Origin of the sequence: Acinetobacter sp. NIPH 542 (genome assembly GCF_000369825.1) — a bacterium.
Classification (GTDB): Bacteria; Pseudomonadota; Gammaproteobacteria; order Pseudomonadales; family Moraxellaceae; genus Acinetobacter; species Acinetobacter oleivorans.
The window spans coordinates 1815545-1834853 of the sequence record NZ_KB850206.1 but is presented as its reverse complement, the minus strand read 5'-3'; the positions used below and the strand labels follow the sequence as shown (position 1 = coordinate 1834853).

Here is a 19309-nt window from a genome sequence, read left to right as displayed (position 1 = left end):
TTGACTTAAAAATACATTCTGTATATTTATTGAATAGTTCTAAAAAAGAACTAGTGAGCAAAACAAGCAATTAAAATAAAGGTGAATAAATGTCGGATATTATTTTGCATCAATGGGAAATTTCCCCATTTTGTCAGAAAGTTTCAAGAATTTTGAAGTTTAAAGGAATCTCATTTGACACAGTTAACTATAACGGCATTCTGGGAGCTAAGGTCCCTTTGCTCAGTAAAGTGGGTAAAGTACCTGTAATTGACCATAATGGACAGCGAATTCAAGACAGTACCCGAATTGCTCGCTACCTAGAAGAAACTTATCCAGATACACCTCGGCTTTATCCAGAAGATCCAAGTCAAAAAGCACTTGCAGAGCTGTGGGAAGACTGGGCAGATGAAGCTCTCTATTTTTATGAAGTCTATTTACGCGTAAATGACCCAGATGCGCTAGAAGAAGCAATTCGCATTAGCAGTATTGGCCGCCCAGCGTATGAAAGACCAATGGTAAAAGGATTTATTTTAGCCGAGTTAAAAACACAGCTTTTCTTTCAAGGTTTAGGCCGAATGAAAGCTGAAAATGTTGAAGCAGAGTTTATAAGGCACCTCGACCGTATCGAACAAGTTTTATCGCAAAGTGAATGGCTAGTTGGAGACTCTCAGACAATTGCCGACATTGCTGTGGTCGCTCAACTTGGTGAAGTGGTTCGCACAAGCAAAAAATTTGGTAAAGAAATTTTGGATCGTCCGTTTATTGCTTTATGGTATAAAAAACAAACAGGGTGAAATGACCATGACATTAGCAACACCAGATAAAAAATTAGATTGTGCAGTTGTTATTGGCGTTGGGGCATCACAAGGTATTGGCGCAGCCGTCTGCCATCGTTTTGCAAAAGAAGGTGTAAAAGTTTATGTCGCTGGGCGCACTTTCCAGAAAATTGAAGCAGTGGCTGCCGAAATTCATTCGAAAGGTGGGGATGCTGTAGCGTTCCGTTTGGATGCAGAAGATATAAAACAAGTACAAGCTTTATTTGACACAATCACCAGTCAAAATGAGCGCATTACTGCTGTCATTCATAATGTGGGGGGAAATATTCCGTCAATCTTTTTACGAAGTCCGCTGTTATTTTTTACGCAAATGTGGCAATCCACTTTTTTATCAGCTTATTTAGTTTCTCAAAGCTGTCTGAAAATCTTTAAAGATCAAAACTACGGTACGCTTATTTTTACAGGAGCGAGCGCTTCTTTGCGCGGGAAACCTTTTTTTGCAGCTTTTACCATGGGTAAATCTGCTTTGCGGGCTTATGCACTCAATCTAGCTCAAATTTATAAATCACAAGGCATACATATTGCTCATATAATTATTGATGGAATGGTCGATGGCGATAGGGTAAATAAAGCGTTATTTGGTTTGGGGCGGTTAGCCCGTCTTACACGTGGCACGGGTGGCCTCAATATTGATGCCATTGCAGAAAACTATTGGATGCTTTACCAACAAACACCGAAGCTTTGGACACATGAACTTGATTTACGCCCTTACCAAGAAAAATTTTGAGAGAGACTAAAATGCTAAAAAAAATATGTCAGAGATTTCAAAAAAAGCAGGGCTGTGTTGTTGTTGTTGTTGGTCATGATTTACACCTAATCGAGCGTGATTTTGTAATTCTAGATAAAAACGCACAATTTCCATTACATCTTTATCAGGTTGTACATGATTCAGCTGTGCAAAAAATCCAAGTTCACTCCATCAACGATGGCGTGACAGCAGTTCATTTGAACTTAGTAAATGCAGATCATTTAAAAAGCTTGGTGCGTTATATTTCCAATCAAAGACATACAATTGAACTCTGTGTGTTTCAGCCGAACTTTTCATCTTCGCCAAATATTGAGGCTTTATCTTTAGAAGAGATTGAGCACAATTGGCAGACCACAGGTTTAAGTGCAGTAAGTGTAGCGCAAGCTGTGATTAAGCCGATGTTAAAGCAGCAGCGGGGCACTGTTATTTTTCTTGGCGCACCATTTAACAACTCGACCCATTACGATGTGTTAAGCCAAAGCATGTTTGCAGGTATTCGTGCTTTAGCGCAGTCATTAGCAAGAGAGTTTCATCCTAAAGGCATTCATATTAGCTATTGCATGGTTGAAAAATGGGATGGACAGAACCAACACTTTATTTCATCTGTTAAGCAAGTGTGCCAACATATCTATCAGCAGCCTAATTCGGCATGGAGCCAAGAACTTAGCCTATCTTGAAATTTTACTTTCGCATGTTGTTAAAATACAGTACTGATCTGGAATGACGACAGAACAATAATTTCGATAGGTATTTACATGACAAAAATTAAGAGTGCTCAGCCAGCTGTTAAAGTGGTTTGTACGTTGACAGCTTTCATGTGTGTTTCTTCATTAGCGCAAGCATATCAATATGATCAAGCTGCTCGTTTAATTAACGAGCGTTTATCTTATATGAAAGATGTCGCGGGTTATAAAGCAGAACAGCATTTACCGATTGAAGATTTAACTCAAGAGAAGAAAGTTCTTGATCAATCACTTTCTGAAGCCGATTCTTTTGGCCTAAATAGTGAAACAGTGAAGCCATTTATTGTGACTCAAATGAATGTTGCCAAAGCAATTCAGTATCGATATCGTGCAGATTGGTTGTCGAGTCCAGAAACTAATTGGAAACTACAAGATTTAGCCGAAGTACGTTTAAAAATTAGTATGCTAAATACTGAGCTTTTAAAAAATATAGCCTATGAACTCAAGAAAAATAATAACAAAGCGCCTCATAGCTGTAGCTACATGTGGACTGTACAGCACCCTCAACTTAAAGAGGCCGATAAAAAAGCTTTATGTATGACATTAAATAAAATTAAGTTAAGAGAATGAAAAACAATAATTATTTAACCATTTTCTAGTCAATATCACATTGACACCCAAAATCTCTCCGATTATCCTTTGCCTGCTGGCCACATTGCCAGTCGGTTTTAGCAGACCGTTTTCATCTAGGACATCAAAAAAGTAATTTTTTGGTGTCGAACTCGTTCGTCTCCCTTCGTAGCGGTAGGACGGAGGAGGGACGCCCTCGGGCGTGCCGGTTCCTAGATGACTGGTCTGCTAACCCTTCTTCGTTCTGCCACCATAATCATTTAGCAGTGATTTGGCAGAACTTCTATTTCATCTAGGAGTTCGCATATGCGTACTATTTCATCTCTCTCATTGGCAGTCCTTGCCAAAGTCTTTACGTCTATACCTCACTGGCATTTAAAACAGTTTAATCGACTATAGGTTTTAACCTTTAGATCATTACGACTAAAAAATCATATCAACAATAAAGCCTGAGATATGTAAGGCAGGATTTGTGCTGCCTTGATGTGCCTGTTTTTAGCACTCAATTTAAGAGTGACGGCATTTTTATCTCATTTATATACAACAAAAAATTATTTTAAACGGTATGTCTATGCCAACTTTAGAAGCATCATTTAAAGCACTACGAGTGCTACACGTGGCAAGAAATTTATTTAATCAATATGGCTTTAATAATGTCGGTGTAGACCGAATTGTTAACGATGCCAAAATACCCAAAGCCACTTTTTATAACTGCTTTTCATCTAAAGAAAAACTTATTGAGATGTGTCTGACTTTTCAAAAAGATGCGTTAAAAGACGAGGTGTTTTCTATTATTCATTCGTACCGTGAACTTATGGTTTTCGATAAATTAAAGAAAATTTTCTTTTTACACGCTGATTTAGAAGGGTTTTACCATTTGCAGTTTAAAGCCATTTTTGAAATTGAAAAACTTTATCCCACAGCCTATAAGGTCGTTAGTGACTATCGAAATTGGTTCATTAAAGAAATTTATAAGCTGATTTTAACCGTAAAAGTTACCGCTACACTTGAAGACGCCTACATGTTTTTATTCGTGATTGATGGGGCAATGGTTCAACTTTTAAGTGCAAATAAGGTCGATGAAAGAGATAAGTTATTAGAATATTTTATGTCGATGCTTACTTAAATTGGCGAAGACTTTAACGCTTAAATAAAAAGCCCTCCGAAGAGGGCTTTTTATTTAATTTAATTAGGCTTTAAAAGTCAAAAGAGGTTTGTAGATAGAAAGTACGCGGCAGGCCTACATACTTACCGCCAGTAGAGTCTGTTGAGCGCGTAAAATACTGCTTATCAAAGACGTTTTTGATTCCGCCAGCGATTTTTAAACCTTTAACTTGTGAACTTAAGTCATAAGAGGTACGTAGCGCAAAAGTGGTATAACCTGGAATATCTCCATATTTACCATCAGCAGTTTCTTCTGTTTGATAGACATTACTATCAGGAAGATCTGGTGAATGCTGCTTAGATTGTGCAAACATGTCAGCATTTAAAGACCATTTATCTACTGTATAACCTAACCCAACATTACCGACATGACGTGAGTAAAACGGTAGGTCTTTATCTTTAAACTGCCCAGCTTCAGCTACTGCTTTGGTGAAAGTATAGTTGCCATATACTTTTAAGCCTTCCAGTGCATCGGATAATTGACCGAAATCATAGCTAATACCCGTTTCGACACCTTTATGGCTGGTTGCCCCTAAGTCTGTCCAGATCCCGTTATTACCAGCATCACGTACCAATGAAAGCTCTTTATCAAAGTCTAGATAGAACACAGTAAATTCGGCATTTAAACCATTACCTAGATATTTGGTTCCAATTTCATAGTTATTTGATTTTTCAGGATGTAAACCTTCGGTTGTAGCCGTTGCGGTTGTTCCTTCAAGACGTGCTAATTGGCTGTATTGCTGTGGACCGAAAGATACACCAGCGTTTGCAAATATATTCCAATTTTCATTTGCCGAGTACATCACAGATAAACTTGGCAAAAATTCGTCTGAATCAATTTTTGGATAAACAGTATTAGGTTGTCCTTTGTTATAACCTGTGAAGTTATTATAGGTTTCAATTGATTCGAATCGAACGCCCGGTGTGATGGTCCAACGGCCCAGTTCCATACGGTTGTCGATATATACCGCATGCGCTTTTGTACCACCTTCGCTGCTGCTACGTGGGGCAAAATCTGGAGCTGATGAATCTGCTCCATAAGATGCAGTACGTCCAGCAAACTCAGAACTTTCTTCTTTTAAGTAGCGATAGCCTACCGTTACTTCATTTTGAGTATTACCTAGTTGATAAATACGAGAGTAACGCGGTTCAATTGCATAGACTTTATAATCACGTGGAGCAGAGTCGAGGCGTTTGTCACCACTCGCTAACACGGTCTCAAGATTACTAGTGCGGAAAGAGTCGATGTAATAGCTCAGAACTTCGAAGTTATTTTTTTCATCTTTATGATTATAACGTAAAGAGACATCAGTACGTCGACCTGCAAAATAGTTTTTTTCACCAGAAGATTGATACGGATTTTCTGCGTATTGGGCTTGAGTTAAACCCTCTGGCATTTCGCCTCGACCTTCATAATGATGCAGATTTAAAGCAACTGAATCTTTATCATTAAATTGATAAGCAGACTTTAACATTACATCATCGATATCAATCTTGTTATTTGCTTCTCGATAATTGTTTCCTTTAGTCCCTGAATACAAGAGAGCAAGGCCTAATCCGTTATCTAAAGTTCCACCCACAAATAGATTAGGGCTGAACTTTACTTGGTCAGTACCAGATGCATATTCTGAAGTTAGGCTAACAGTTCCACTAAAATCTTGCGGAATTGATCGGGTTGCAAAGTTAATAATTCCGCCTACGTTTTGAGGCCCAAAACGGACAGATCCTGCACCACGTACTACATCGACTGATTCAATATTACCAATTGAAACAGGTGCTAAAGATAATTGTGGCTGGCCATAAGGTGCAAATGAAAGCGGAACACCATCAACAAGAACATTTGAGCGAGGTGATAGGCGAGATGCTAAACCACGAACCCCAATATTGAGAGACACATCACTACCACCCGTTCCACTACTGTCTTGCGCCTGAACTCCGGGAACTTGTTTTAGAGCTTCTCGAATTGAGGTTGCCGCTGTTTCATCTAAACGCTTGCGGTCAACAATAGTTCGAGCGCCAGCATGTTTGTGAACAGTTTCAGCATTTGCTTCTTCTAACCAGTTACCTTGTGCCTTAATGGTGATGGTCGGTAATGCACTGGCAGTTGTATCTTCGGCATGTGCAGGAAGTGCTAAATAACTACAAGCTAGTCCGATTGCATAGCTCAGCGTAGAAACTTTGAACTTAAAATTTGGGAGTGAACGACGGGTTGAGCGGTCCATGTTGATGTATCGAAATCCTAAACGATAATTATAATCATTATAGCGAAAAAGTAACAAAATTTTATAAATGTTATTTAATTTTTTTAGAAAAACTAAACATCGCTTGTATCTAATCATTTTATTAAAAAGCCCTCAAGTGAGGGCTTCTAACTTATCTAATAGAAGGTTGGCTTAAGATTTTGTAGACCTTTTCTTTATATACATCATTTGAAATCACGCCTTTATCGCGCTGTTGTTTTAGCGATTTAAACTGCTGACCATTAAATTCTCTTTGGATGCCAACATTATCGTGATTTCTAATGTAGTAAAGACTACGCTCATGATCACTCATATTGACTGTTTCTTCAGTAGAGTAAGACGGCTTAGTTTCCTTTTCTTGATATTGTTTTGCAATTTCAAAAAAATCTACATTTTGATGATTAGTACCAGAATTAGAAAACTCTTTTGGTTGCCCATTAAATTTATGTTCTTGGGAATTTGCATTTACTGCAAGCATGCTCTTATGCTGATTAAAGTTAGGAGGGTTATATTCTTGTTTCATTTGAAATGTGTTTGTTTCAGAAAAAGCTACGGGAGAAAAAAGACTAATATTTAAAGATAAAAAAATTAATAACAATCTATTCATTTCTTTTGAAGTCCAATTGAAATTGAGTAAATCACTGTATTGTAACATTAAAGTTGATTTTTTGGAGATTAAATTTTGAGTGGATTTGATCATCTAGTAAATAATAAGATGTATAGGCGAGTGTAAAAGCCAAGTTGAGAAGGCTTTTTACACTCATTTTTTTAATGTTGTTTTGAGTATTCTTCTTTCAATTTATCCAGAAAAATAAAGAGGTTTTGATTCATCTCTTGGTAATCGTGATTTCGTAATTCTTCACGACCATTCACGAATTTATAATGTTGAGCCTGATTTAACTCGGCTTCTGAATGTTGAATTAGCAATTCAACAACTTCTGTAGTTAATTCCATATGACATTGCAATCCATACACTAATTTTGAATATTGAATAATTTGTCTTGGACAACCTGCGCTAAAAGCAATGATTTTTGCGTTGGGAGTTAAACCCGGCATATCATTATGCCAATGCCCAACTTCGGTCATTTTTCCTAAGTGTGAAAACTTAGAGTTTGTTATGCCATATTCTGTAAGCATAATTGGAAATTTGCCAATTTCTCTTTCAGGGCTATGCTCAAATTTGGCCCCTAAAGCTTGACCTATCAATTGCGATCCTAAACATACCCCAATAACTACTTTATTTGCTTCAATGGCTTTTCTAATGATTGATTGTTCAGCTAATGAATTAAAGTGAGGGCACATCTCTAGTGTCGTATCTGGATCTTGTGGACCACCCATCACAATAAGGAAATCTATATCTTCAGCAGAAGATGGCAAAGCTTCATTTAAATATACTCTTGAATATGTAGTTTTGAAGTCATTATTTTGAGCCCATATTTCATATGCACCGGGTGCTTCAAAATCTTCATGAACAATAAAATGTAGGCGCATGTTAGTCCTCAAAATCTAAGCGTTAATTAATAAATCATTCGTGATAAATCGAGGATAGATTAAGAGTGGTAGGCTTTATCTAATACATCCAGTTTTTAAAAGTTATATGGTCCAGATGTATGGGTTTTTATATGATTTAAATAGAGTTACTTATTTTATTAATGCGGGTCTTATTGGTTTATTATTAAGTATTACTAAATAGTTGCGGTGTGACAATAGCTGTTCAATTTGTTAAGTTGTGTGGTTTTTATAACGGTAGTCAAAATTTATGAAGACATTTCTACTTATATCTTTATTGGGTTTTGGGCTGATTGGCTGTGCTTTATCTCCATATAATTCTCAAGAAAACTATTTAAATAATGCTCCAACTGTTCCAGTTAATAAGGCATTTAATAGTTTTAAAACACCTGAACACGGAATTTTTACTGATCAAGATGTCTATAATGTGCCGGAAAATTCAAATATGAATTTTCGTTATGAAGTCCCTTTTTAAAGAAAAATAAAAAATAAATTTAAACAAAGGTAGATCAGGATGGCCTACTACCTTTGCTGACTAGGGATAATCAGTGATTAATACCGCCTTCGGGTGGTTTTTTAAAATTTAAACTGTTAAATTTTAATTATTGAAAAAAGGTATTTTAAATGAAAAACTTCACTATTATTGCTTCTTTATTTTTATTAGTTGGGTGTGCGACTGGCCATAAACAGGTTACACCTGTTCAAGTGACCGATAATAAAATTACTTCAGAAGCTGAAAAATATAAAAAGCAATATCAAAAGAAAATTTATAAAATATGGGATATTCCAGCATCTTCAGCTGGTATGAGTGCAAGCGTTAAAGTATTTTTAACTGACAGTGGAGAAATTGAACAAATCATCTTTTTAGATAAAGAAGAACAAAAATTTAAAACTAGTATTGAAAAGGCGATTTGGCGTGCAAGCCCATTTGCTTTGCCTTCAAATCCTGAAGTAAGAAAGCAAGCAAGAAAATTCAATATGAAATTTCAGGCTAAATAAGTAAGTTTTTCTTCAGCGTGGGGGCAAATTTAAAACTTTTAATGTATATAAATTTGCTCTCTTACCTTATGAAAAAGTGGAGGTAGTTAGTTTAATGGGGATATAGATTTCTTTGAAAAAAGTAAAAGAAACATATCATTTTAAATTGAAAATAAGATAGTTGATGGAGAGGTAAACAAAATATAAAGATTACTTACATTGCTATCAAAACATAACATAAACAAAACTTTAAATAGGCATTAAATTAATATAAAAAAATGATATGAACCCTAAAATGTGACAAGAAAAAGTATGAGTCAAGCAAACAAACTCCATAGTGAAAGTAAGGCAACCACAGTTGTCGCGTGGGGCGTAATTTTATTTGGAATTGTTTTGGGAATAGCCTTTATTTTGTCATATGGGCAAGTTGAAACAAGAAATGATAATCTAGATATTATTCAAGTCTGGTCTAAAGAAATGGTTACAGTCGGTCTTTTCATTATATTTAATGGGCTACTGTTTGGTTACTTACTTTTAAAAATTAGTAGTATTTTGAACCATCTTGAAAATAACAAAAACTAAAACGTATCCGAAAGTGTCAGTTACACAAATGATGATGGTTTGGTGTTGAATGTAGCCGTTAATTATTTAAGCATGGAATGACACAAGTTAAGTAGAGGATGAATCTCATGATAGATGAAGAAAAACCTTTAAATTTTGACGATGATGAAGAGCCTCTTGATTTTGCCGATGAAGAATTTATCGATGATAAAAAAGAGGATGAGTTGTATAACAGCATTACCAAAGATGGTTCGAGTGTAGATCCGGCCGATGATGGTGAGCGTCACATTCGCCCTGAAGATGGCGATCCCATCGAAATTGAAGAATAATTTAAAGCCCAATTCAATATTGGGCATTTTTAATATTTTAGAATTTCTAGTCAAACAGCACGGTACGTTCAAGGCTATTTAATTATTATCATTAATGACTCAAAAAATTGAGAACTAAGCAATGAGTGTAGAAGTGGGTACATATATATTTATTGAATGATTAATTCTCGAATTGAAGAAAAACTATGAGTAATTATATTTCTACATTTACCAACAAAATCAAAAATAAAGCTGTTCCACCAGTCAATGATGTTCTGCTCGCATTTAAGACTTTGAAAAATGTACCGGGTGGATTAAAGCTATTATCAAAGATTGTTAGTCGAGTTGCTCCATATTTTCAGACTGTAAATCCAATGATTCAAAAATTAGATTTGAACCTGTGCGAAGCCTCAATCAAAAAAAATAAATCAATCGAAAATCATATCGGGACTGTACACGTTATTGCCATATGTAATGGGCTGGAATTTGTCATGGGTGTATTAGCTGAAGCATCAGTACCTCAACATTTAAGATGGTTACCTAAAGGTATGAACGTAAATTATGTAGCGAAGGCAGATTCTGATATTAAGTTAGTGGCAACAATTGATGACGAGTGGAAAGTTGGAGATATGCAAGTAAAAGTTAATGCTTATAGAGCGGATGGGCAGCCTGTAGTTCAAGGGTATATTACGCTTTGGGTTACAGAGAAAAAGTAAATAACAGGGCATTAAATGCAAAAAATATTGGATTATCTCCGCAAATTTTTTACTGCTAAGCCTCAGCAAGATGCAGCAGTGGATCAGATTGCTACAGCAACTGATTATGGTGATGAATTGATAGGTGTCGCTGTTGATGAGATGTCTCTTAGTTTAGAAGGTGTAAACCTAATTTGTAATTTTGAAGGATTAAAACTTAGTGCTTATGACGATGGTACTGGGGTATGGACTATTGGATATGGCACGACGCGATATCCTAATGGCCAGCGTGTAAGTGAAGGAGACCGATGCACACTTGAACAGGCTAAAGCTTATATGCAGCATGATTTAAAGATATTTGAGCGCGCAGTAAATAGTGTTGTAAAAGTGCCTTTAAAACAGAATCAATTCGATGCATTAGTCTCTTTAGCTTATAACATTGGAGTTGGGGCTTTTAAAAATTCGACCTTACTCAAAAATTTAAATTTAGGTGATTATAAAGAGGCTGGAAACCAGTTTGATGTCTGGGTCAATGCTGGTGGTAAGCGGTTGCAGGGGCTAGTGAATCGCCGAGCAATCGAAAAGAAATTATTTTTATCGCCAAAATAGTGCTTTCAATTTTTATTAAACTTTGTCAAAAATTCATTAAAAGCCCCAAATAATTAGGGCTTTTTCATGTTAGGAAGAAAATAGATTAACTTTTATCACCTAAAGTGATTCTAAGCCGGTTTAAAGCCCCCATGAGCGAAATGCTGGTCGTTAACTCTACAATCTCTCTTTCACTAAAATATTCAGCTAAATGAGCTTTTACAGTTTCAATTTTGTCAGATAGAAAAGTGACTGCCTCCGCAAGTTCAAGAGCAAGGTGCTGCTTCTTTGAAAAGGCATTCGAATGTTTATAGCCCGGAATTTTATCAATCACTTCTTGGCTTACTCCCATATCTCTTAATTCCTGAGCATGAAAAGCGCAGCAGTAAGCACAGCCGTTGATTTGGGACACATACAACTCAGCTAAAGCAATGATTTGAGGGTCGATGCCTGAGGTGCGGATAGATGCATGTGCTGAGTACAAATGATTAATCGTTTTTTTAGCAACTTCTTTATATTCCATAATATAGGCCAGTCTTTTGGTGATAAAAAACTATTATTTACCACTAGGTATAGATTGTAAATTAGGCACTATTTTGTTATATAGGTATATTTTTTATACCTAATTAAATAATGAAAGATAATATTTCTGGCTGTTCTGTAGAAGAGGCAATGACAGTATTGGGTGGCCGCTGGAGAATGTTAATTATTTCATTTCTCATCGAAAGACCTATGCGCTTTAATGAACTCAGACGCGCAATACCTAATATTTCTCAAAGAATGTTAACTTTAGAGTTGCGTTTTCTTGAAGAAGAAGGGTTTATTAACAGAGAGGTTTTTGCGGAAGTTCCTGTTAAGGTTGAATACTCACTAACCGAAGATGGCAAGAAATTAAACGGTTTAGTTGATGTGCTAAAAGAAGTAGGCACTTGGCTAAAAGTAAGATAAGGCTAGTTAATTTTATAGTTTGATTTACGTTGTTTCAGATCGCATGTCATCATTTTGTTAGGATCATTTATACAAATTTTAGGCATAAAAAAAGCCTGATGCTACGAATCAGGCTTCAGTATTCATCGACAATAGGAGTTGATGAACAAGACCAATCTAACAGACCTGATCTATAAAGGCAAACCAATGGCCGACCAGACAGTTCATATAAGTATAAGTTTTCTCAAATTTTAGGCATTAAAAAAGCCCTTGCTCGAAAGCGAAGGGCTTAGTCGTTCATTGATCTAGCAATGAACTATATAAGGCTCATCTCATACTAAGTTTAGTATATCTGAAATTGAAGTAACAAAGAAGAAAACATTCTAAATATCTTCATCACTCTATTTAAACTCAATTTATTCATTCCTATAGCAACTTACATGTTTGATAAATCAATACACAAAATTTGCACTTTGCATTTTTGAAGGCATGTTATTTGTGTGTAGCCCTCATTGGATCGGTTTAGGGAATAAACAATAGCCGTCTATAGATTATTCGAAATAAAGTTTTGTATGAATCAATTGAAGAGTGAGGTCGCTAGAGGGAAGTAATGAAGTAGAGATGAATTTGATTAGATTAGAAGAGCTTTCATTGATCAGTAATGCTGTTTTGACTCCCCAATTAAATAATTGGCCGTGTGTACGATCTGAAAATATGCGTGATGCTTCCTATAACAAGCCTAGAGATAACTTTTCGGAACAATCTGATAAGAAATTTTGTAAAAAATGGCTTAAACAACAAAAGAAAATACTTAAAAGTATTCCGAGTAATGCTGTTTTACTCAGCAGGAAAGATCCTATTTAGATTAGGTTTAAGGTACGTTTATAAAAAATGCATTACAAGGATGAGCATCTGTTTTACAAAAAATCTAGTTTTAACCAAATATACACACTTAAACAATTAGTTAAAAAAGTTTCAGTAATCTAGCCCGATAGCATGTTAAGTTTTTCTCAATCATAAAAATTTAGAAAGGATTAAAACATGAAATTTTCCTACCTAGATCTTGCCGGAAATAATGTTGAAGTAGAATGTGAAAGTTATACTCATATACCCTCAGGAACAGCAGCAAAATCTACAGAAGGGGGTAATTATCATCTTAATGAAAACTTCAGTTTCTTTAAGAAAACTGAAGCTGATTCTATGCCTATCTATCGATTTGCTATTGACCGTAATTCTAATGTTTTTAATAGTGATGAGCTTCCAGCATTAGCTCAAATTGGTACAGACTGGAAAAATTTAGATTAAATTTTTATTCAAAATAAAACCCTCAGTTGAGGGTTCTATATTATTTCTATGAGTTATTTCTTTTTAAATACAAGCAATAAGCCTAGTAAAATTGCAATCATTCCAATTAAACCTGCCAGAGGTAATGTATTTTTTAAAATTAGAAAATCTAAGAGCGCAGTAACAATGGGAACCAAATAGAACAGGCTTGTCACGTTGACAATATTGCCCTGACTTAAAAGTCGGTAAAGTAAAAGCTGCGCAACTACAGAAATTAAAATTCCTAGAAATAAGACAGAAATAATCAGTTGTGAATTCCACGTTATTTCAAAATGTTCAAAGGGAACTATAAATAGGCAAACTACAAGGCTAACTACATATTGTAGTGGTAAGACATCTGTCGGAGCCTGTTGAATGTTCTTTTGCATAATGGCCCCAAAGGTTATACAGATCAGGGCAGCCAAGGCAAAGAATATGCCGATTGGCGCAATAAACGACATTGTTAGGCTTTTCCAGACTAAAAGAATGAGTCCAGCTAAAGCAATGAGTAAACCGAAAAACCTTTCTTTTTGTAAACTCTTTTCTAAAAGGCAGAGCGTTAAAATAGGTTGTATTCCCATAATTGTGGCCATCAAACCAGGCGTGACCCCATGAGCCATTGCTTTAAAATAGCAGATTGAATAACCTGCGATCAGGAGTAATCCAGTCAGTAAAACTTGCTTACGGGTTCCATGCTTGGGTAACAGTCGTTTTCTAAAAATAGCCAGTAGCGACAGAGCAATTAAAGCAGTTGAAAAGCGCAGAATTAATAATGCTATGGGTGAGGCACTATCGAGTCCCCAACGAGTAAAAATTGCAGCACTTCCCCAAAGTAAAACGAAAATAGATGTCGCACTTTGTGATGCAAGCATCTGTTTATTTAGGCGCATAAAACCTCCTCCTAGTGCGTAATACCTAAGAAATACGAAGTGATGAAATTGTTAGTCAGCGTCGCTATTAACGTGTTATTCAGACATTAATCAATTCACGGATAGCTTCTTTTAGAAAAATGAATTGTTTTAACTTCTTCTAATTTCAGTATGGGAGAGAGAATAGATAAAGAAAAGCGCATAATTCTTTTATATACTATTTGAAAATCGAATAGATAAATCGTAATGAATATAAAAAACTTACAGATTGATTGGTTAAAGTGTTTTGTCACAGTCGTTGATACAGGCTCATTGTCGAATGCAGCACCTGAGTTATATCGCTCTCAGTCTGCGGTTAGCATGCAACTGAAAAAACTAGAAGAAGCGCTGCATTGCCAACTTTTAATACGAACACATCGACAAATTGAATTAACGTCGCAAGGACAGTTACTCTTAGGTTATGCACGCCGAATTCTCGACTTACATGCTGAAGCTCAAATGGCATTTCACGGAGATGAATTAAAGGGCCGTATACGTCTTGGTGTACCTGATGACTATGCTGCTAAATATTTAACGCCCGTACTTAAACGTTTTGCACCCCGTTACGGAGGGGTTGAAATTGAATTGATTTGTGAACAGTCGACTTCTTTAATTCCACGAGTAGAAAGTGGTGATATAGACTTGGCATTAATTTCAAGAGATAACGCTCGTCAAGGGACACTGTTATTTCATGAACCAATGGTATGGGTTGGATCTCCACAATTTGAACTCTGGCGAGAAGATCCGCTTCCAATTGCAGTTTACGAAAGTACCAGCCAAGCCAAAAAGAGTGCTATTCATTCTTTAGCATTACAAGGACGCCGTTACCGTGTTGTGTACAACAGTTCAAGTTTGGCTGGTCAGATTGCAGCAGTTGAAAGCGGTTTAGCTATCGCTGTGTTCACACAATGCAGTGCACCTGAGCATTTAACCATATTAGGTGCAGATCATGGACTTGGGCCATTAGAGCCTATGGAGGCTGCTGTTTATCGGAGTAGATCTTCTTTAGAGTCAAAAGCTGTAGACCACCTATATGAATTACTCATTAAAACGCTCAGACACTCAGTTAATGTTTAATGTTCAAATCTTAAGTCGATATTTCAAGGTCAAACTAAAGCGCTTTACATTTTTGCGTTAAATCTACAAAAAAGCCTAGAAACCTATGCTGATCGTAAAACTAATAAAAAGTATTTATTAACTCACTATCTGAATAATTCATGAGGTGAAATATGACAAAAATTATGGCTACCTTAGGTTTAGCTGCCATTATTTCTTTAAGTGTGAGTGCCTGCCAAGGTGAAAATGACACAAAGCAGCAAGATAAAACGACTACTCCTCATTCAATGGACAAAGATTCATAATCCAGATGAATTTCGAAACCCATCGGAAGATGGGTTTTTTTATATCTTTTTATTTTAAACTTAAAGTGTGATTTGTAACTCGAAATATTTATTTTTAATGGCACTGTTCAAAATATGTTGACTAATATACTTGGTTTTAAATATATTTAATTCAACAGGAATCACTTTAAATATAACTCTATATTTAAAGTGAATTGGTTACACCATCAGATCAGAAATTTAACCTTTAAATTTGATTATAAAAATATTAATTAATCAAGGAGGTAAGTATGGACGCTAAATTTCATTCTGAAAATGAATATGGTTTTATTCTAGACATTTTGAACACTTATATGGTGATAAAGAAGACATTAAAAGATGATCATTATCCTTATGATTCATTTGGTTATCTTCTTGCTCTTTATCAACCACTCAAAGTTTATATCCCTCAGCTTCCTCATCCAAAAATTTATATTGAGATTGGTGGAATTTCATATGACAGAATGATTGTTGGGCAAACAGAGGATGAGTCAGAAGCCATAAATATTTTATTGAATTTAGGCCAACTTGTTGCTTAACAATTAAATGATATTTTAATGCTGAGTTTAATTTACTTAAGAAACACGCTTTCTTAAGTAAATTCATGACAAAACTAAAGACTATAAAATTGTTTATGGAAAAGAGAACCTAAAGAAATTATTTGGTGTTTCTACATGACATGATTAAAGAAACTCTCTTATAAGATACAAAAAACCACAAAACCTAAATCTATAACTTTAAAAGAATTTGTTTATATAACTAAGAACATTAAAATTAGGTCATGGTAATGAAAAAAATATTCTTAGCAACTTTCACTGGGTTGGCTTTATTGGGTAGTAATGCGGTATTAGCTAAACCCGATGCTACATTAATAAAAGAAGCGACAAAAAATGTAGTCACAGTGTCTAAAGCAAAAACTTTGGCTGATGAATCTGGAGTAACTTTGACGGGTACGATCGTAAAGCATATTGCTGGTGATCATTTCGAGTTTAAAGATGCTACGGGTTCGATTGTAATTGATATTGATGATGACTTGTGGAAGCCTCTACAACTAAAAGCTGGCGATAAAGTGCGTGTTGTAGGAGAGGTGGATACACATCGAGTTAAGCCTACCGATATTGAAGTTTTTAAGATTGAGCGTATTAAATAAAACTAGATTATTTATATTAATATTGTTCAAAGCAAACAAAAAAGAAAACTCCTATTTTAGGAGTTTTCTTTTGAAAGACGATAACTTTTTATTATTGCGTTGAATTAAATGCCTCATGATAGCTTACATAGCCTTTAGCAAAATGACCTGAGAAGCTTAAGGCTTGGAAATACTCGCTCGGTACATCAGGTAAAATTAACTCAGGATAGTTTTTAAAACCAAAGCGGCTGTAATAGTTGGGATCACCTAATAAAACACATCCTTTTGCACCTAAGTTTTTTAATTTTTCTAGTGATTTATTCATCAGAAGGGAACCAATACCCAGCCCCTGTTTATGTGGGTGAACGGAAATAGGGCCTAAACCATACCAACCTATTTCTCCTGAACTGATTTGAACTGGAGAAATAGCAACATGTCCAATAATAGAACCATCTTCAACTGCCACGAGAGAAATAGTCAGTTGTCCGTGGTTTCTTAAACTATTCACAATAAAATGTTCGGTATGACTCGTGTGCTCGGCATTTTGAAAAGCTACTTTAGTTAGGTTTTCGATGGCTTCTATATCTTCAACTTGTTCATCACGAATAATAATATTCATTAAAAATTCTTCCAGATTTATTGATTAGCTATACGATATAACTTTTTAGATAAGCTCCCTTCGTTGGTTTTTATTGAAATGTCTATGAACGAAAAATAAATGTCTAGTTAGATTCTAATTTAAATAACTCAAGCATAACAGCTAGTCAAATAAGATTAATTCCATGTGGTTATTTTACCATTCGTTAAATTGTTTTTAATTTTTATTATGTCATTCGTCAGAAAAATTGGATAACTATTTCATGTAATTAATGAGATAAATTGATGGATTTATCTAAATCAATTTCGGTTAAAAATTATACCGATTGATAAAAAAGGCAACTTGGCTATATTCCATATCTATATTGCAAAATCAGCAATATATTTCTAGGATGGAATAAAAATGAAAAAAAGAGTAATAAAAATAGCAATATTGAGTTCATTATCTGTAATCACAAGCATGAGTTATGCGCAGGAATTTAAAAGATTCTCTGTCTCTGCTGGTTGGCTACATGTAATGCCACAGGGTAAAGCTAATCCATTTAATATTAATACCGCTGTTAAAAATGGAACAGAAGCTAAAGTCGGCACTATTTCAACAACCAGTTTTTTAAATTCTATTGATCCCAATGCCACTATGACTGATATGGGGGGAGAGGTTTGGAATTTAAAAGAAACCCTTACAGAGTTTCTAGCCCAACCCGAAATCCAAGATCAACTTACCGATGGTAAGGGTAATATTCTAGCTGAAGTTGCTGGTACAGCACGAATTGAGGGATTGGAAAATTGGCAACAGCAAGATGCGGGACTAGAAGTCGATGATGTAGACACATTAGGTTTAACATTTAACTATTATCTGAATGACAATGTGTCTTTACAATTTATTGGCGGAATTCCGCCTAAAGTTGATGTTAAAGGAAAAGGAGAGATCCTAGCGCCATTAAGTGGAGTCGCAATGTCTCCTAATGACTTAGTGAAATACCTTTTCCCTGATGGCTTTACTTTAGGTCAGGCGATTCCGATTACTAACTTAGGCAATAAATCTAAAGCTGCATCTATTCGCGCATGGACGCCAACCATAGAAGCACAATATCAGTTTGGTAAAAGTGGGATAAATAAGTTTAGACCCTATGTTGGAGTGGGTTTAATGTATGCTCATTTTAATGATATTAAACTCAATGATGGAATTCGTTCTGATTTAGTGTCCGCAGGCCATATGATCCAAAATGTGTTAGATGGCAAAGCTGGAGCGGCTTTAGACCGAAAAGAATCGAGTGGAAAAATGGTCGTTGATGTCGATGCAGATGATGCTATAGCGCCTATTTTTACTGCTGGTTTTACCTATGATTTTAATGATTCATGGTATACGGTAGCTTCTGTGTCTTATGCAAAGTTAAGCAACAATGCCCAAATTGATGTCGTCAATCAAAATACGGGGACTCGCTTAATACATGCCACAACAAAAGTTGATATTGACCCACTGATTACCTATTTAGGGGTAGGTTATCGATTCTAATATTCTCTAAAGAAGGGTATCTCGGAGTTAATCATATTTAAACTTTGAGATACCTTATTTGTTACTAATTATAAAAAACAACTATTACTTGTTAAACTCATACATAAAGTAAAATTTTATAAAAAATATTTTTAATATAATAATTTAAAATATTTTTGAGGATTAGAAATTGAAAAAAATCATTAAAACTTTATTATTATCTACCCTAATTTCAACTGCATCATTCACAGTTTTAGCTAAAAATGTTGAGCAAAAAGTTAATTTTTTACAAGGTTCAACTCATACCACATTAACTGGGAAATTTCAGGGTTATGATGATGTGCGATATAGAGTTTATGCAAAGAATGGTCAAATATTGAAATTCAATATTAATAGTCTTGGTAATTTAGCCTATGTTAATATTTTTGCCCCAGGTAAAAAGCCCGGTAAGGATAAGGCATTATTAATTGGTTCAACTGTGGGATCTAAAGGAGAACTTACTTTACCAGTCGATGGTGATTATATTGTTCAGGTTTATCAAATGCGTAATAGTGCTCGTAAAAATAAAACTGTGAAATATAGTTTAGATATTGAAATATTAAATAAAGTAAAAAAATAATGGTTGCTAG

General features: G+C 35.3%; 26 protein-coding genes and 1 pseudogene. 21 read left to right on the top strand and 6 right to left on the bottom strand.

The window, feature by feature from the left end; genetic code table 11:
• Nucleotides 1-89 precede the first annotated feature (89 nt).
• The 5 genes from F886_RS14065 (at nucleotide 90) to F886_RS14045 (ending at nucleotide 4005) form a co-directional block, all read left to right on the top strand.
• Nucleotides 90-776 carry a glutathione S-transferase family protein gene (locus tag F886_RS14065; RefSeq protein WP_005306534.1) on the top strand — a complete coding sequence of 229 codons (687 nt, stop codon included), beginning with the start codon at nucleotides 90-92 and terminating at the stop codon, nucleotides 774-776.
• A gap of 7 nt (nucleotides 777-783) precedes the next feature.
• Nucleotides 784-1545 (top strand): SDR family NAD(P)-dependent oxidoreductase, encoded by a 762-nt coding sequence (locus F886_RS14060; protein ID WP_034591351.1) that lies wholly within the window; start codon nucleotides 784-786, stop codon nucleotides 1543-1545.
• A gap of 11 nt (nucleotides 1546-1556) precedes the next feature.
• Nucleotides 1557-2243 (top strand): SDR family NAD(P)-dependent oxidoreductase, encoded by a 687-nt coding sequence (locus tag F886_RS14055; RefSeq protein ID WP_005306529.1) that lies wholly within the window; start codon nucleotides 1557-1559, stop codon nucleotides 2241-2243.
• 78 nt (nucleotides 2244-2321) lie between these two features.
• Nucleotides 2322-2879: a chorismate mutase gene (locus F886_RS14050; protein ID WP_005306526.1), complete on the top strand. Its 558-nt coding sequence runs from the start codon at nucleotides 2322-2324 to the stop codon at nucleotides 2877-2879.
• Nucleotides 2880-3450: 571 nt separating this feature from the next.
• Nucleotides 3451-4005, top strand: coding sequence for a TetR/AcrR family transcriptional regulator (locus F886_RS14045; RefSeq protein ID WP_034591204.1), 555 nt, complete (start codon nucleotides 3451-3453; stop codon nucleotides 4003-4005).
• Nucleotides 4006-4075: 70 nt separating this feature from the next.
• Here the strand turns inward: F886_RS14045 and F886_RS14040 are convergent, their stop codons facing one another.
• The 3 genes from F886_RS14040 to F886_RS14030 all read right to left on the bottom strand — a co-directional run bounded on the left by F886_RS14040 (nucleotide 4076) and on the right by F886_RS14030 (nucleotide 7774).
• On the bottom strand, nucleotides 4076-6265 hold the full coding sequence (locus F886_RS14040) for a TonB-dependent receptor family protein (RefSeq protein ID WP_034591203.1): 2190 nt from the start codon (nucleotides 6263-6265) through the stop codon (nucleotides 4076-4078).
• A gap of 151 nt (nucleotides 6266-6416) precedes the next feature.
• Nucleotides 6417-6938, bottom strand: a complete 522-nt coding sequence (locus F886_RS14035) for a hypothetical protein (RefSeq protein WP_005306517.1) — start codon at nucleotides 6936-6938, stop codon at nucleotides 6417-6419.
• A gap of 113 nt (nucleotides 6939-7051) precedes the next feature.
• Nucleotides 7052-7774 carry a type 1 glutamine amidotransferase gene (locus F886_RS14030; protein ID WP_005306514.1) on the bottom strand — a complete coding sequence of 241 codons (723 nt, stop codon included), beginning with the start codon at nucleotides 7772-7774 and terminating at the stop codon, nucleotides 7052-7054.
• Nucleotides 7775-8042: 268 nt separating this feature from the next.
• On the opposite strand from F886_RS14030, the gene F886_RS14025 reads away from it, so the two are divergent.
• The 6 genes from F886_RS14025 to F886_RS14000 all read left to right on the top strand — a co-directional run bounded on the left by F886_RS14025 (nucleotide 8043) and on the right by F886_RS14000 (nucleotide 10943).
• Nucleotides 8043-8267 carry a hypothetical protein gene (locus F886_RS14025; RefSeq protein WP_005306511.1) on the top strand — a complete coding sequence of 75 codons (225 nt, stop codon included), beginning with the start codon at nucleotides 8043-8045 and terminating at the stop codon, nucleotides 8265-8267.
• A 149-nt stretch (nucleotides 8268-8416) separates the two neighbouring features.
• Nucleotides 8417-8791, top strand: coding sequence for a TonB C-terminal domain-containing protein (locus F886_RS14020; RefSeq protein ID WP_005306508.1), 375 nt, complete (start codon nucleotides 8417-8419; stop codon nucleotides 8789-8791).
• 291 nt (nucleotides 8792-9082) lie between these two features.
• Nucleotides 9083-9352: a hypothetical protein gene (locus F886_RS14015; RefSeq protein WP_005306505.1), complete on the top strand. Its 270-nt coding sequence runs from the start codon at nucleotides 9083-9085 to the stop codon at nucleotides 9350-9352.
• 107 nt (nucleotides 9353-9459) lie between these two features.
• The gene (locus tag F886_RS14010; protein WP_004791647.1) at nucleotides 9460-9660 is read left to right on the top strand and encodes a hypothetical protein; all 201 of its coding nucleotides are present in this window, start codon (nucleotides 9460-9462) and stop codon (nucleotides 9658-9660) included.
• Nucleotides 9661-9845: 185 nt separating this feature from the next.
• Nucleotides 9846-10355, top strand: a complete 510-nt coding sequence (locus tag F886_RS14005; protein ID WP_005306502.1) for a hotdog fold domain-containing protein — start codon at nucleotides 9846-9848, stop codon at nucleotides 10353-10355.
• 15 nt (nucleotides 10356-10370) lie between these two features.
• Nucleotides 10371-10943 carry a lysozyme gene (locus F886_RS14000; protein WP_005306499.1) on the top strand — a complete coding sequence of 191 codons (573 nt, stop codon included), beginning with the start codon at nucleotides 10371-10373 and terminating at the stop codon, nucleotides 10941-10943.
• An 85-nt stretch (nucleotides 10944-11028) separates the two neighbouring features.
• Here the strand turns inward: F886_RS14000 and F886_RS13995 are convergent, their stop codons facing one another.
• Nucleotides 11029-11445, bottom strand: coding sequence for a carboxymuconolactone decarboxylase family protein (locus tag F886_RS13995; protein WP_005306496.1), 417 nt, complete (start codon nucleotides 11443-11445; stop codon nucleotides 11029-11031).
• A gap of 110 nt (nucleotides 11446-11555) precedes the next feature.
• Here F886_RS13995 and F886_RS13990 point away from each other — a divergent pair, with 110 nt between their 5' ends.
• From F886_RS13990 to F886_RS13980, 3 genes are all read left to right on the top strand, one after another.
• A complete protein-coding gene (locus F886_RS13990; protein ID WP_004791654.1) occupies nucleotides 11556-11870 on the top strand; it encodes a winged helix-turn-helix transcriptional regulator in 315 nt (104 codons plus the stop codon).
• Between the two features lie 600 nt (nucleotides 11871-12470).
• Entirely contained in the window at nucleotides 12471-12713 is a 243-nt protein-coding gene (locus tag F886_RS20580) for a hypothetical protein (protein ID WP_034591202.1), read from the top strand.
• Nucleotides 12714-12890: 177 nt separating this feature from the next.
• Entirely contained in the window at nucleotides 12891-13154 is a 264-nt protein-coding gene (locus F886_RS13980; RefSeq protein WP_005306492.1) for a hypothetical protein, read from the top strand.
• Between the two features lie 53 nt (nucleotides 13155-13207).
• Here the strand turns inward: F886_RS13980 and F886_RS13975 are convergent, their stop codons facing one another.
• Nucleotides 13208-14062: a DMT family transporter gene (locus F886_RS13975; protein WP_005306489.1), complete on the bottom strand. Its 855-nt coding sequence runs from the start codon at nucleotides 14060-14062 to the stop codon at nucleotides 13208-13210.
• 225 nt (nucleotides 14063-14287) lie between these two features.
• Here F886_RS13975 and F886_RS13970 point away from each other — a divergent pair, with 225 nt between their 5' ends.
• The 4 genes from F886_RS13970 to F886_RS13960 all read left to right on the top strand — a co-directional run bounded on the left by F886_RS13970 (nucleotide 14288) and on the right by F886_RS13960 (nucleotide 16609).
• Nucleotides 14288-15157, top strand: coding sequence for a LysR family transcriptional regulator (locus F886_RS13970; RefSeq protein ID WP_004791662.1), 870 nt, complete (start codon nucleotides 14288-14290; stop codon nucleotides 15155-15157).
• A gap of 152 nt (nucleotides 15158-15309) precedes the next feature.
• Nucleotides 15310-15441 carry a hypothetical protein gene (locus F886_RS19980; RefSeq protein WP_004643213.1) on the top strand — a complete coding sequence of 44 codons (132 nt, stop codon included), beginning with the start codon at nucleotides 15310-15312 and terminating at the stop codon, nucleotides 15439-15441.
• Between the two features lie 269 nt (nucleotides 15442-15710).
• Nucleotides 15711-15998 (top strand): hypothetical protein, encoded by a 288-nt coding sequence (locus F886_RS13965; protein WP_005306484.1) that lies wholly within the window; start codon nucleotides 15711-15713, stop codon nucleotides 15996-15998.
• A gap of 248 nt (nucleotides 15999-16246) precedes the next feature.
• Complete coding sequence (locus F886_RS13960) at nucleotides 16247-16609, top strand: NirD/YgiW/YdeI family stress tolerance protein (RefSeq protein ID WP_005306481.1); 363 nt, start codon at nucleotides 16247-16249, stop codon at nucleotides 16607-16609.
• 91 nt (nucleotides 16610-16700) lie between these two features.
• Here F886_RS13960 and F886_RS13955 read toward each other — a convergent pair whose 3' ends face one another.
• Nucleotides 16701-17207, bottom strand: a complete 507-nt coding sequence (locus F886_RS13955; protein WP_005306479.1) for a GNAT family N-acetyltransferase — start codon at nucleotides 17205-17207, stop codon at nucleotides 16701-16703.
• 381 nt (nucleotides 17208-17588) lie between these two features.
• Between F886_RS13955 and F886_RS13950 the strand changes: the two genes are divergently transcribed.
• The 3 genes and pseudogenes from F886_RS13950 to F886_RS13945 all read left to right on the top strand — a co-directional run bounded on the left by F886_RS13950 (nucleotide 17589) and on the right by F886_RS13945 (nucleotide 19299).
• A complete protein-coding gene (locus tag F886_RS13950) occupies nucleotides 17589-18701 on the top strand; it encodes an OmpW/AlkL family protein (protein WP_005306478.1) in 1113 nt (370 codons plus the stop codon).
• 48 nt (nucleotides 18702-18749) lie between these two features.
• A pseudogene (locus tag F886_RS20675) lies at nucleotides 18750-18836 on the top strand (hypothetical protein); the annotation flags it as partial.
• 34 nt (nucleotides 18837-18870) lie between these two features.
• Nucleotides 18871-19299 carry a hypothetical protein gene (locus F886_RS13945; RefSeq protein WP_005306476.1) on the top strand — a complete coding sequence of 143 codons (429 nt, stop codon included), beginning with the start codon at nucleotides 18871-18873 and terminating at the stop codon, nucleotides 19297-19299.
• Nucleotides 19300-19309 lie beyond the last annotated feature (10 nt).